12 protein-coding genes are annotated in these 13,969 nt (G+C 53.5%); 1 reads left to right on the forward strand and 11 read right to left on the reverse strand.

The features are described from left to right. Positions 1-27 precede the first annotated feature (27 nt). The 6 genes from DVH26_RS29580 to DVH26_RS29605 form a co-directional block, all read right to left on the reverse strand. Positions 28-1,038 (reverse strand): Gfo/Idh/MocA family protein, encoded by a 1,011-nt coding sequence (locus DVH26_RS29580; RefSeq protein ID WP_239628502.1) that lies wholly within the window; start codon positions 1,036-1,038, stop codon positions 28-30. Beyond that, positions 1,031-2,056, reverse strand: coding sequence for a Gfo/Idh/MocA family protein (locus DVH26_RS29585; protein ID WP_239628504.1), 1,026 nt, complete (start codon positions 2,054-2,056; stop codon positions 1,031-1,033). The genes DVH26_RS29580 and DVH26_RS29585 overlap by 8 nt, the downstream gene beginning before the upstream one ends. A 17-nt stretch (positions 2,057-2,073) precedes the next feature. Beyond that, positions 2,074-3,162, reverse strand: a complete 1,089-nt coding sequence (locus tag DVH26_RS29590) for a ComEC/Rec2 family competence protein (RefSeq protein WP_239628506.1) — start codon at positions 3,160-3,162, stop codon at positions 2,074-2,076. After that, positions 3,159-4,784, reverse strand: coding sequence for a type 2 periplasmic-binding domain-containing protein (locus tag DVH26_RS29595; protein WP_239635536.1), 1,626 nt, complete (start codon positions 4,782-4,784; stop codon positions 3,159-3,161). The genes DVH26_RS29590 and DVH26_RS29595 overlap by 4 nt, the downstream gene beginning before the upstream one ends. Before the next feature lie 99 nt (positions 4,785-4,883). Further along, positions 4,884-5,738 (reverse strand): carbohydrate ABC transporter permease, encoded by an 855-nt coding sequence (locus tag DVH26_RS29600; RefSeq protein ID WP_379462228.1) that lies wholly within the window; start codon positions 5,736-5,738, stop codon positions 4,884-4,886. Between the two features lie 43 nt (positions 5,739-5,781). Further along, a complete protein-coding gene (locus DVH26_RS29605; RefSeq protein WP_239628510.1) occupies positions 5,782-6,687 on the reverse strand; it encodes an ABC transporter permease in 906 nt (301 codons plus the stop codon). Between the two features lie 220 nt (positions 6,688-6,907). Here DVH26_RS29605 and DVH26_RS29610 point away from each other — a divergent pair, with 220 nt between their 5' ends. Then, positions 6,908-9,163, forward strand: coding sequence for a helix-turn-helix domain-containing protein (locus tag DVH26_RS29610; RefSeq protein ID WP_239628512.1), 2,256 nt, complete (start codon positions 6,908-6,910; stop codon positions 9,161-9,163). Positions 9,164-9,360: 197 nt separating this feature from the next. On the opposite strand, the gene DVH26_RS29615 is transcribed toward DVH26_RS29610, so the two are convergent. The 5 genes from DVH26_RS29615 to DVH26_RS29635 all read right to left on the reverse strand — a co-directional run bounded on the left by DVH26_RS29615 (position 9,361) and on the right by DVH26_RS29635 (position 13,921). Continuing rightward, a complete protein-coding gene (locus tag DVH26_RS29615; protein WP_239628514.1) occupies positions 9,361-9,657 on the reverse strand; it encodes a DUF2325 domain-containing protein in 297 nt (98 codons plus the stop codon). Positions 9,658-9,873: 216 nt separating this feature from the next. Further along, a complete protein-coding gene (locus DVH26_RS29620; protein ID WP_239628516.1) occupies positions 9,874-10,632 on the reverse strand; it encodes a sugar isomerase domain-containing protein in 759 nt (252 codons plus the stop codon). 12 nt (positions 10,633-10,644) lie between these two features. Then, the gene (locus DVH26_RS29625; RefSeq protein WP_239628517.1) at positions 10,645-11,823 is read right to left on the reverse strand and encodes an N-acetylglucosamine-6-phosphate deacetylase; all 1,179 of its coding nucleotides are present in this window, start codon (positions 11,821-11,823) and stop codon (positions 10,645-10,647) included. Between the two features lie 12 nt (positions 11,824-11,835). After that, complete coding sequence (locus tag DVH26_RS29630; RefSeq protein WP_239628518.1) at positions 11,836-12,624, reverse strand: glucosamine-6-phosphate deaminase; 789 nt, start codon at positions 12,622-12,624, stop codon at positions 11,836-11,838. Next, entirely contained in the window at positions 12,611-13,921 is a 1,311-nt protein-coding gene (locus DVH26_RS29635; RefSeq protein WP_239628519.1) for a neutral/alkaline non-lysosomal ceramidase N-terminal domain-containing protein, read from the reverse strand. The genes DVH26_RS29630 and DVH26_RS29635 overlap by 14 nt, the downstream gene beginning before the upstream one ends. Positions 13,922-13,969: the final 48 nt, after the last annotated feature.

Raw genomic sequence — 13,969 nt, forward strand, 5'->3', positions numbered from 1 at the left:
CTATGCATAAGGAGCAGCAGATTCATCTTATCCTAGCAGCTCGCTAATGGAGACGGAAGCTTTGCGCTTCACCGACTCGTATGCGGCCAGAGCTACCGCCGCCGAGTGCATGCCGTCTTCCCCACTGATCGGAGCCGGCGCGTTCTCCTTGATCGCGCGGACGAAATCCTGCAGCATGTAATGGTCCATCCGGTCGCCCCAATGGCTCCATTGCGATTTGGCCGCATCGTTGCTGTACACTTCGTTCTTCTGACCGAACGCATCGACGCTGATGACGCCGTTCGTGCCGATGATCTCCATGGTCACGTCGCCCCAGAACGGGAACGACTTGCTGCGCGACCAGCTCGTGTCCAATACGGCGATGGTGCCGTTATCGAACGTCACGTGCACCATGCCCGAATCTTCCACAGGCAGCTCATGGAACAAGGTGCCCATCTCGCAATATACTTGAGCCGGCTCGCTGCCGGTAATCCACCGCATCAAATCCATCACGTGGACGGTATGATCCAGTACCGCGCCTCCGCCGGACAGGGCGGGATTCACGAACCAGCTGCCCGGCATGGAGCCGCGGTTCGTTCCTTTAATGGCGATGATCTCACCGATGTCGCCGCGTTCAACCGCTTCTTTGGCACTCACGACCGCAGGCAAATAGCGGCAGGGGAACGCCGTCATCAGCTGCACGCCGTTCTCCTTGCAAACCCGGATCATCTCCTGCATTTCCTGGACCGTAACGCCCAGCGGCTTTTCGCATATCACATGCTTCCCTGCACGGGCGGCATCCAGAGCGAGGCGGGCGTGATGAACATTTTCCGAGCAAATGACGACGGCTACGATCTCCTTCAGCTGCAGCAGCTCCTGATGATCCTCATAATAGGCGACACCATACGAATCCAGCAGCGACTGGACACGGGACTTGTCGTTGTCCGCAATCGCGACGATTTCTACGTCCGGCATCCCCGCCAGCTCTTTGAAATAACTGCGCCCGTGAGAATGGGCGAAGCTGATCATGCCGATTTTTAGTTTAACGGAATCAGACATCGGAATTGTCTCCTTTCAAGGCGCGCTCTTGTGCAAAATCGTCCATGCGCACCGGCTTGCCGCTTTGTGCCGAAGCGACGGCGGCGAAGGCGATGCTCATCGCCTGATAAGCGTCCTCGGTGCTTACTATCGGCTCCGTACCGTTGGCAAGGCATTGGGCAAAGTGCTCCAATTCGTAATAATACGGATCGTGGTATGCCGGACTTTTCGGCACGGCAACGCTCGGACCGATATCCGAAGCTTTACGTGACGAGAGCACCTTCAAAGAGACCGCATCGTCGGAGTGATAACGAAGCACTCCTTTCGTACCGGCCATTTCAACAGCAGTTGTAAACGGCCCCGGATAACCCCAATACCCTTCCAGATTCGCAATGGCTCCATTGGCGAATCGAAGCGTTACGAGCGCATAATCCGCTTCCTCCGTCATCCGCTTCAAGGCAAAGACGGATTCGACTTCGCCTACGGCGTTTCGCAAATAGTCTATATCATGAATGAGCAGGTCTAGAATTACGCCCCCGCTCTTCTCTTGGTCGCAATACCAAGACTTCGCCCGGCCCGGATGGCCTCCGACCCGCTTCGTATGGATTACGCCCGGCTCGCCGATGACGCCGGCCTTCAGCTTGGCCGACAAGTCCCGATAGCTCGGGAAAAACCGCACGACATGCGCGATGAACAGCCGCACACCGTGCACCTTGCAGGCGGCGATCATTTCCGCCGCATCCGTAAGCGTAGAAGCAATCGGCTTCTCACAGACTATATGTACCCCTGCCTCGGCGGCTTGCAGCACAAGCTCCTTGTGCAAAAATGTCGGTACGCAGACGCTTACGACGTCGGGCTTTTCGGCCTCAAGCAGCTCCGCAAACGAAGTATAGGCTTTTGTCTTGTTCGATCCGGCCACCTTCTCCGCCAAATCCTTGTCGATATCGCACACGCCGACCAATTCGACTCCCGGTACCGAGACCCAATTTTTGGCGTGCGTTCTCCCCATAATACCGCAACCTACTACAGCTGCCTTCATAAGCTTGTGATCTCCTTTCACTTCTCTTCCATGGAAACGCCGGTTGTCCCGGACTTAATGGGGCGCTTGCCCTCCCGCTCCGTAATCACGTTCATGGTCTTGCCGTCGGACGTGATCAGCACATTACCGTGCATTCCGGTTGAATAAGCGGTAATTCCCTTTTTCTTATAACGTTCCATCAAATTCGGACTGACGAACAGGTTCTGGCTCAGAACCGCAATCGACGGGCTGACGGTTGTCAGGAAAATATCCGAGGACGACGTCGATTCGTTGCCGTGATGAGGCGCGTGCATCATCATGCTCTTCAGCAGCGGCTCCGCCGTCGCGGAGCCAACCAGCTCCACCTCGCGGTGCTTGTAAATGTCGGCCGTGAACAAATACGAAGTGTCCTTGTACATCAGCTTGAACACCATGGAGAAATCATTGATTTCCGCAGCCGAATACGATTTGATGGCGTCCGGCAGCGCGCCCTTCGGAGGGCTCAGCACTTCAATCGATACCTCGCTGCCCAGCTGGAACTTCGATCCTTCCTCCAGGAAGGTGACGGGAATTTGCTTGGCCTGGACGGCTTCCATCGTTCTGCGGTAGTAGCTCGAGTTCGTATACGGGAAATTTTCCATATAGAACGCCTTGACGTCCTTGCTTCTGACTACCGTAGCAAAACCGCCTATATGGTCGGAATGCGGGTGCGTATTCAGCGCGATATCGATGCTGTCGATGCCGAGCTTGTTCAAATAACCGACCACCTGCTGCCCGGCGTCGTTAACTCCTGCGTCAATCAGCATCGTCTTCCCGTCCGGGGACTGAATAAGAATGCTGTCTCCCATGAGCACGTCGCCATCCAGGTACAAGTACCTTACCGTAAGCATCCCTTTATATTTGGATGCATCGAACACCTCGCCGGTCCGCAGCTTCTCGGCTGGAGCCGCCGACGGAACCGGAGCCGGAGCAGGTGTAGCCTGCTCCTCCGGCTTCCATTGGGTGAAGGCCAGCGCCGCGATCCCGAACAGCGCGAACAAGGCCAGAGCAAGCTCCAGCCCGAGGCGCAGACGGGATTTGCCTTTCGGCTTCCCGTCCTTGATCTCCTTGTTGTTCTCCGTCATCATTTGGACTTGCTGTACCTTTCATAAGCCGCCTGATACGTTTTCATGTACTGGTCGAGTCCCATTTTTTGCACCGTTGCCACATATTTGTCCCACTCATCGAACGAGGCCGAGCCGTTAACGAACTTCGCCTCCATCTCCGTTACATAGGACGTGATGTCCTTGCCTACCGAAGACATAATTTCATTCTCCGCATCGGTGAAGTTGAAGTTGTTCCAGATCTCCTTCACGGCGTTCGGCTGAGCCTTCTTGCCTGTCGCAATCGCTTCAGGAAGCGTCTCGGAGCCTTTGAACCATTTCTCCGTCACATAACCCGGATAGCTTCCGCCGAGCCAAGTGAAGTATTTGGCGAGTGCTTGGTCCTGGGTCAAGCCTTGAGGATTTTTCGTGATGTCGTCCACGTATTCCATCTTGCCTTCGGCGCCTTCTTTGTACGTTACGTCCTTTTGCCCCATGAAGTAGAACTTCGCGCCTTCCTCGCTGTAGAAGTAATCCATCCAGCGAAGCGTAGCTTCCGGATTCGGGTTTTTGTTCGTAATCGCAAAAGCTCCGACGTGCACCATAGGCACTTTGACGTGAGAGTACAGCTGGTCGCCTTGCGGCCCTTTCAGTGCGCCCAGACCGATGTAGTTTTTCTGATTCATCAATGTTGCCGGATTCGGGATAACGGTGGAGCCGAGCACGCCTTTTTGCCCTTTCGCATAGAGCGCGCTGTCCTTGATCGTGAAAATTTCCTTATCCAAAAGTCCTTCCGCATACAGCTTGTTCACATACTGCAGCATTTCCTTATATTTCGGATCGGTCTTCGTAAATCTCAGCTTGTTCGAAGCCGGATCCATATCGACATACGCATGTCCCAGACCGCGGTTACCAAGACCCCATGCGCCCTTAACCTGATTAATCAGGTTGCCGATGCCTGCGCTGCTGTACGGAATTTCGTCCTTTTGGCCGTTCCCGTTCAAATCCGTATCTTTTACTTTCTTCAAATATTGGTAAAATTCCTCTGTCGTCTTAGGCTCTTCCATTCCCAGCTTGTCGAGCCATTCCTTGTTCACCCACAGCGGCGTACCGATCAGCATCGGCAGGAAGCTCGGATCATAGAAGGAAGGCAGCGAATAAATGTTGCCGTCCGGCATCGTCAAGCCTTTGCGGATATCCGGGTATTTGTCCATCAGCTTCTTGAAGTTAGGCGCATACTTGTCGATCATATCGTTCAGCTTGACGAAGACGCCCTGGCTGCCGTACTTGGACAGCTCCGCCGCGGACAGTCGAGCAGAATAAAACGCATCCGGGTAATCGCCGCCGGCCAGCACCAGATTCTTCTTCTCCGTCAAGTTTTCGAACGGGATCAGCTCGAAGGTGACGTTCATGTTGGACATTTTGGCATATTCCTTCCAAACCAGCGTGTCCTCGAACTTGTTGCCGTTCGTAGGCGATTTCCCTGTGAAAAATTTCAGATTAAGCGGCGTATTGACAATCGGCATCCCCGTAGGATTGACGCCCTTGCCCGCATCCGCGGCGCCCGGCTTGGCCTGCTCTTTTCCGTCACCGGAGCTGCAAGCGGCCAGCATGCCGCCGGCCATCGTCACGGTAAGCATCGATGCGATCCATTTGTTACGTTTCATCATTTGTAGTTCCTCCTCGAATCCATCCAATATATAGTATAACTTGAGATAAGGCCTCAATCGATTGAATCTTAATACGGAGTTGAAACTTGTCCTTGGTTACCCTTTAATAGCTCCCACCATGATGCCTTTGACGAAATATTTCTGTAAAAACGGATACAGCACTAGCACCGGCAAATTGGCGACGATGACGGCTGCATATTTGATCGCTTCCGCATCCATCACGCTCTTGGCCAGACTCGTGTCGCTGACGTCGACCATCTCCTGCATCTGGCCCTGCACAAGAATTTCCCGCAGGATAAGCTGCAGCGGGTATTTGGCCCGGTCCGTCAAATAAAGCAGCGCATTGAAGTATGCATTCCAATGCCCTACGCTGTAGAACAGCACCATAACAGCGATAATCGGCGCCGACAGCGGCAGGACGATCCGCACCAGGGTCTGCATATTGGAGCATCCGTCTATGCTGGCGGACTCCTGAATTTCCCAAGGAATGCTGCTCTGGAAAAACGTGCGCATGATTAGAATGTTCCACACCGAGAGAGCGGAAGGAATAACTAGCGCCCAGAACGTATTCAGCATACCGAGCTTTTTGATGAGCAAATAGGTCGGAATCATGCCGCCGCTGAAAAACATCGTGAACAAAATCAGCGCCGTGAACACGTTGCGGCCGTAAAAATCTCGGCGTGACAGCGGATAAGCCGCCGCAACGGTCATGACCAGGTTGATTGCCGTTCCGACTAACGTGTACAGAATCGTGTTCATATACCCTGTCAATATTTCTTTATTGTCGAAAATCCGCTCGTACCCGACAAACGTCAGCCCCTTGGGCCACAGCCACACTTCCCCGTTCATTACTCTCTCAGGGCTGCTGAGCGACGCGACGGCTACGAAGATCAGGGGGTACAACACGGTTATCGTCACGATGGCCAGGACGGCGTAGATGACAAGCTCGATCGTTTTATCTGTCCGAGTTTCGAGCAATACAGGCTCCCCCTTTTTACCATAAGCTAGTTTCGTTGACTTTGCGGGCGATCCGGTTCACCGTAAGCAGCAGGATGAAGTTAACGACGGAATTGAACAATCCGACCGCAGCCGAGTAGCTGAATTCCGCACCCAAAATCCCGCTTCGGTATACGTTGGTCGAAATAACGTCCGATGCGCTCATGTTAAGCGAGTTCTGCATCAGGAACACTTTCTCGAAGCCGACGCCGAGAATCGATCCTACATTAAGGATGAGCAGGATAACGACGGTCGGCATGATGCCCGGTAAATTAATGTGCCATATGCGCTGCAGTCTGCTCGCACCATCCATACGCGCCGCTTCATGCAGCTGCGGATCGATGCCTGCCAGCGCAGCCAAGTAAATGATCGAGCTCCATCCCATTTGCTGCCATACGCCCGACATCACATAGATCGTCTTGAACCAGCCCGGCTCCGTCATGAACGGAATCGATTCTCCGCCGAATATCCGGATCACGATATTGACAAGTCCCGTCTCCGGCGACAGAAACATCATGACCATACCGACGGCTACGACGGTCGACAAGAAGTGCGGCGCGTACGTCACCGTTTGGATGAAGCGGCGATACAAGCTCGAACGCACCTCATTGATCATAAGTGCGAGCAGGATCGGTACGGGAAAGCCGACGATTAGCTGGTACAATCCGATGCCCAGCGTATTTTTCATAATCCGCCAAAAATAAAAGCTGGAGAAAAACCGCTCAAAATGCTTGAACCCTACCCATGGACTCCCCCATATGCCTTTTGTCGCGATAAAATCTTTAAATGCGATCTGAACCCCGTACATCGGCACGTACTCGAATATGATGAAGAATGCCAAAACCGGCAGGAACAGCAAGTACAGATCTGCGTTTCTTCTAATGCGTCTGATGACTGTATTCATGGTCACCTTCCTCTCTATGGCAATGTTTCGCAGGTTGTCTGCCCCTGTTTCGGATCATACGACGCCAGAACGCTCTCTGACTATAGACTTTTCTTTTGTTTTCCGGCTTTACCTTCGTTTCTAAAAAAGAGATAAATATCTAAAATTTTGTTCCTTTCCTGTTCCGGACGCATCTTGTAAGATAGTAAGGACAAGCAAGAACGCTAAAGGGGTCGCTCTGATGAACCGTTTTAAAACTAGAAGAACTTCGTTGTTTTTTACTATACTTATCAGTTTTTTGGTCATCATTCTTTTGTTTTTTACATTTAATGTGGTAGCGTTCGCCTTCTTCAAAAGCAAATATCAGGACGAGCTGATCCGATATAACCGGCTCATTTTGCAAAATACGGCAGAACGGTACAACACTCATTTTGCCCGGGTGAAGACATCGCTTTACAAAATTTATAACGATCCCGAGGTTTCCGGGTTCAATCGTCAGCTCTTGACGAAGCAGGATCAGGACGTCAATTATTTGCAGGGTAAAAAAATCATCGAGCTGCTGCGCTCCGAGGTGTATAATCCGCAGCTGTTTCTGGACAATGTAACCCTGTATTACCAATCCAAGGAGTTTACGCTGGACAAGGAAGGAAGCAGCGGCGCGGAGGATCAGTTCAATGCTCTCTATTCGAGCGGCATTTATCCGCTCACGTTCTGGAAGTCGCATCTGGCGAAGAGCGCTAATTTCTCAATGCTTCCGGTTTCGCGCTTTCAGACGACCTGGAATGTACCGGAGAAAAAAGAGCTGCTGCCGATCAGCTTCAAGCTCCCGGACAGCCATTATATGGTAATCGGCTATCTCGACATCGCCAAGTCGCAGCAAGCCTTCTTCGACGATAGTGAGAACGCTCGCAAATTCATGATTGCCGATAAGGACGGCACCATGCTGTATCAGTCCGGAGGGGAATGGCGGGAGGAGCGGGTACCGCAATTTTCGGAAGGGATGAATTACGCGCTGAAGGACGGCATCTATTATTTCAAGGAGCAAGACAGCGAAGGAATGACCTACATTACGGCTGTTCCCAACGCCGCCATGGCCGCTCAGCTCAACCGGATGATGGTTACGCTGCTTCTCATTTTCATCATGTCGCTTAGCATAGGTCTTGCCGCTTCATTTTATTACAGCAAACGGATCAACCGTCCGGTCAAGCAGCTCATTACCTCGATTATTAACGGGCAAAAATCTGATCTGACCAGCTCGATCAGCGAGTTCGATTTCATCAATCAGAAAATATTCGATCTCGTAGCGGAGAAAAACGTCGTCCAATCCGAGCTATCAAGCAAGCAGTCCATTCTGAAAAGCTACAATTATATTAATAAACTAAAGAGCATCAATACGGATATTAATGAATGGAAGGACTTTATCGCGGCGGAGGAAAGCTTCACGATCGTCCTTTATATGCTGAGGTTTCGCAGCGGGTCGTTCGACGATACGACCTTGAAAAAGGACCGTGCCGCTTATTACTTCCGCGAGCATATTTCGCTTATTTTCTCGGAGCGGTTCCCGGGCTGCCATACGTTCCAAATGGAGAAAAATCAAATACTGACCGTTATCAACGGCCGTCATGAGAAAGAACAGATCGAGGAAGTGCTGAAGGAGCTGAAGGTGGTCTTCGACAGGGACAGCCAGTACAGCCTGTTCACCGTGGCGGTCAGCTCATGGTTCGAGCATTCTTCGCAGTTCAACCATGCGTACAGGCAGGTTCTCGAAATCGTCCGTCAGGCGAGACTCGAGGAGGAGACGCAAATCCTGCTCGGCAGCCGCATGCTGCCGGCAACGTTCACGTTAAGCCCTGCGCAGGATCAGGAGCTGAATGCCAGCATTCAAGCCGGTGACGCGGAAGGAGCGAACGAGCTTCTCCAGCGTTTTCTTGATGAAATGTACATGAAGGAAGCGAGCGTAACCCAATTCGCTTTGTTCGCGGAGTCGATCGAGGCCAAAGTATGGAAGTTCATGGACATTTATAAAATTGAGCAGGGCGCGTCGTGGCCCCTTAAGCCTCTGATGCAGCAGCTGAGAGAATGCTGTACGCTTGATGAGTACAAGCAGGCTTACGCCGGCATTATCGAGCTGGCCGTGTCCTTGATTGTCGAGAAAAAAGGGGAAAGCGATCCGATCATCAACTTCGTCATGGACAACCTTCATACGAAGTACGGTGAAGAGCTGTCTCTCGACTATTTGGCCGATAAGCTCAATATGTCGAGCGCTTATTTATCTGTATATATTAAGGAAAAGACGGGAACGAACTTCAGCGATCATTTGAACGATATCCGTATCCGCAAGGCGCAGGAGCTGCTGTCGGGCACGGATACGAGCATCAACGACGTCAGCCTGCAGATCGGCTACCGGAATATTACGTCGTTCAACCGGATGTTCAAGAAGTGGACCGGAATGACGCCGAGCGAGTATCGGCGAAGCGCCATGGTGGCCCAGAAATAAATGGAATGAGCCAGCTGTGCTGCAATTAGCGCATTCAATAGAAATAGACCCTTATGCCGCTGTTTCCGTGTTTCATCGATGAACTTGAACTCGACTCGATGGAACGAAAACTATGCGGGAAAGGGTCTTTTTTCGATACCATTACATCGAATTGCCTCCACCAGCTTTCTATTTGTTTCACCTTCTGAGTAGGATCATTAACCGACCAGCGTCAAAGCCTTCTTCAACGCGCCGGATGCGCCAAAGCCGTCGTGATAATCGATCTTCTTCCCTTTCTTCTCGGCAAGCTCCCGTACCGCCCACATCGACGTATGCTTGATCGCGCCTTTCAGCACAATGATCACATCCGCTTTATTAATGATCCGCTGAAAATAATGCTCCACGGATCCGCCGCCGGTCTTGCCGTTATGATGCTCAACGATCAAGCCTTGCTTTTCTCCCAGCTTCTTAAATGTGTCCGTCTGACTGCCTCCGATGATCGCTACCGTCTTCATTATAGATTCCCCCGATCCCAAGATATCGATTGATATCGATTCAATTCAACGCTGCAGCTTATTTACTAATTATTGTATCGCAATATACCTAAATGTCAATGTGTTTAGTCGGATTTATTTTATGGTTTCACTGTGCAGCAATGCAAAAGCCGCTCTATGGTACATAAAGCGGCTTCTATAACTATAAGAGCGGGAATGCAGGCTCATGAATCCGGGCTACAGCTTCTTGATTCTTCCTTTGAACTGTTCAATAAAGCGGGCGTTGGACTCATCGCCGCCGCTTGCATTGCCGCTCATCCAAATCGGCGGCCGGACTCCGTCCTTGACGAGCAGCTCAATCGTCTCCGAAACGAGCGAATTTAACAAATACGCGTTGGCGAACGTGGACATGGCCGCCACCCGCTGATCCAACCCGTCGATGTCGACGACGGCGTCTCCTACCTCGATCTTCGTGTCGAGGACGACATCGACGAGGTCGTGCAAGTTTTGCTTCGACGGATGGCGCGCAACGTGATGCTCGGGTGTGGCGAGCGCATGCCGGACGGATGTGACCCCGATCGTGGTGACGCCGCGTGCTCGGGCCTCCAAAGCCGCATCAATAGTAGCGGAGTTGATGCCATAGGAATTAATAATGATCAATAAGTCCCCCTGCTTCAATCCGTAATCGTCCATGACGATTCGGGCATATCCGGGAGTTCTCTCCACCGCCATCGACCTGAGTGCTCCGCCGCTCAGCAGCGTACCTTCATCCAGCATGGCGCTGATATGCATAAGGCCGCCTGCCCGGAAAAATATTTCCTGCGAGCCCAGGTTCGAATGCCCGCCGGGACCATAAGCATACACGATCTTGTCCAGCTTGATATGATCCGCCATCAAGCGGGCCGCGCGGGCAATCGGCGCTTGCTCCTCCTGATGAAGCAGCTCCAAATGGTGAACAATTTTATGAAGGTATTGGGTCATTACGGGTAAGCTCATACGGACTCCTCCTCACTCGGGTGCGGTCGAATCGTAAACCCGGCTGCCTTGTTTATACGTCTGCACAACAGTCACATTCTGATCCTTCAGCTCGAACAAGACCAGGTCGGCGGGCGCTCCGGCTGCAAGTCCGTGCTGCGAAGGCAATCCCATAAACGCGGAGGGACGGACCGAAGCCATGTCCCATGCATCCTCGAGAGGTGCCAAGCCGCTTTTGACCAGATGGGAGATGCCCCAGGGGAGCATCTGCACCGATCCCGCCAAAAGCCCGGGGGTATCGGCCATATGCAGCCGTCCTTCCGGTGTAAGGACCACCCGTCCGCCGATATGATTATCGTACGCTCCGGGGGCCAAGCCGCTGAAGGAAACGGCGTCGCTGACGAGCAGCGCCTTGTTGCCTTTGGTGCGCAGCACGACCTTCAGCACCGATCGCGGCAGATGGAAGCCGTCGGCAATGACGCATGCGGTCAGCCCGTCCTGGCTTAATTGCTCCCATATGTAATTGGGATGGCGAGGCAGCATCAAATGAGCCCCATTGCCGAGATGAGTGGACATTGTGGCACCGGCTTGGACAGCAGCATCGATCTGCTCTGCCGAAGCAGCCGTATGCCCGATCGATACGGTGACGCCCTGATCCGTAGCCCGCTCGATAAATTCAGTCGCCCCCGGCCATTCGGGCGACAACGTAATCAGTTGGATGCGGCCTTGCGCCGCCTCCTGCCACCGCTGGAACATAGGCCAGCTCGGAGCCTTCGTATAGCTTCGGTTATGGGCCCCGCGGGGGCCGTCCTCCGGAGAAATGAACGGGCCCTCGAGATGAATGCCTGCGACGCCGGCATCGGACACCGGGTCTTCCGCACAAGCAGCGGCAATGGTTTGCACCGCCTGTTCGATTTCGGCATCGCCATTCGTTATGACCGTAGGATAATAAGAGGTAACGCCTTCCTTCCACAGCTTGCGCGTAGCCTGCTGCACCGCTTCTGGGGCAATCGGAATCGAATTGAAGTCGGTGCCGAAGTAGCCGTTGATTTGCAAATCCACCAGACCGGGAGCGATATAAGGCAGCGAAGACCTCCCTTGCTCCGGTGCTAGCGGTTGAATCTCCCTAATAAGGCCGTCTTCGATATGAATCGTAACGGGCTCACCGGTTGTATAATGTATTCCTTCCACCTTCGTTACATATCCAGGCATGGCGATCATCTCCTACTCGAGCTCTCCGCCATAGGAATCGGTATCCACATACAGCGTGCAGTCCGGATGTGTGCGCAATACCGTAGAAGGACATTCCGTCGAAATGGAGCCGTTCAGCGTCCGTCGAACGGCAGCCGTCTTGGTCTTGCCCGGTACCATGCAATACAAATGCGCGCCGGAGCAAAGCGCCGGGATGGTCAATGTAAGAGCATGGGTGGGCACGTCCTGCAGCGTGGCAAAGCAGCCGTCGTTCACCTGCTGCTGCCGGCAAGGCAGATCCAGCTCCACGCTTTTCACCAGCATCGGATCGTTAAAATCGGCGACCGGCGGATCGTTGAACGCAATATGGCCGTTCTCCCCGATTCCCAAGCATACGATATCGATCGGCGCTTCTCCAAGCAGCCCAGCATAGCGCAGGCATTCCTCGTCAATATTTCCCGAGCTGTCGATCAAATGCACTTCTCCCGGCTTCACCTCGTCAAACAGCCGTTCACATAGGAACGTGCCGAACCGCTGAGGCGCATCCAGGGAAAGACCGATGTACTCATCCATATGAAACACGGTGACGCGGGACCAATCGATTCCTTCGCTGCTTTTTAACGTTTGCAGAAATTCGTTTTGCGAAGGGGCGGCGGCAAATACCATCCGGATGCGGCTTTTGGTGCTCAAAAGCTCCTTCATTTTGCCGGCGACATGGCTTCCGGCCGCATTCCCCATCTGCTGTCTGTTCTCATAAATTTGGACACGGAGCCGGTCGACGGCTGTTGTTTGTAAAGGTTGAATCGTTTCATTCAGGTTCATGGGTTTCCTCTTCCTTTCCGGTAATTAAAGATATGGCATTGCGAATATCGTTCTCAATCTGCGGACGAAAAGGCGACGGCAAGCCGAAGTAAGGGGCGGCATCCCGCGACTCGTACCCGCCTTGCGCCAGCTGTTCAGCGGTCGGCACATAGCCGATCATGCCGTTGGTGTAAGCTAAGGGAAGCATCGTTCCATGGGAGGCTTGCTTGACAAACAAGCCGTAGTCGACCACCATTTCCGCATTGAATGCGACGAAGGAAAGGTCCTTCGCCACATCAAGCCGCGTAATCTCCAGTGGAATGCTCTCCGCTCTGCGGTGCGGCTCGCGAAGCAGCAGGCGTGCCCACTCGCTGTGAATATCACTCCGATCGGCCTGTTCTTCAAGCAGCTCGATGGCCGGCACCGAATCGAACGCTAGCAGCAGCTCCAACGTCTTGCTTGTTAAATCGCCGGGAGCCAGCTCTTCCATCGGCAGGCTGTTGATGCGCAGCACTTCCTCCGTCAGCCAGCTGCCGAAGCGCTCCACCTCCATCCGGTGGCCCCGGTAAAACGCGCCGTCGCTGACGAGGGCAGGCCGGATGTCTCCGCAGCAGCCTTGCAAAAAGGCCCCAACGGCACCATCGCCCAAGGATTGCTCGATCCGTTCCAGGGCCACCCCGCAGTACTCGGAGGAGATTTCGTTATCTCCTGTCGTTGTCGGGTGACACGTATAATGAACGAACAGTGCTTTGACGCTGCCGTTTGACGTGCGAAAGCGGATCACGGTCACATCAGGATCGATCTGACCGTGTTCATTCGGGGCCATCTCGATGCGGCCGCCGGATTGCTTCCTGCGGTTCACCCCGATCCGGCATTGCCCGCTCCCGCGTTCCACCGTCACGGCCTCCGAATTGTGCAGCGCCTCCTCAATGCCGGCAAGCAGCCGCTGCTCCAAAGCCTCCAAATAACCGGGATCGGGCTTCCCAAGAGCATCCGTGAAGAGGCTGCTCGTTTGAGGCCCGCAATGGGTATGGGTCGCATGGAGCAGCATGGTTTGGAAGCCGTAACGCTCCCGTAATACCGGGGTCAGCCTACTCACCAGATCGCTCCCCCACCAGATCAAATCCGCGGAGACGAGGAGAGCGGAAGCTTTCCTTCCCGTCTTATCCTGCTGCTCAAAACAATGAATTCTCGCATATAACCGGTGTGCGATATGCTCGAACGGACCGGCCCGATGCGCAAAGCCTGCAAGCGGCACGGGCGCTGCCGGGGTAATATCCGCTTTGGCGGTGCCAAGCTTAAGCGGCGGTTCTCTCATCGCCGACTCCGCTCCTTTCATTCTATCTTTTGCCGCATCTTAGCCGCA

It is taken from the genome of Paenibacillus sp. H1-7 (assembly GCF_022354825.1).
Classification (GTDB): domain Bacteria; phylum Bacillota; class Bacilli; order Paenibacillales; family NBRC-103111; genus Paenibacillus_S.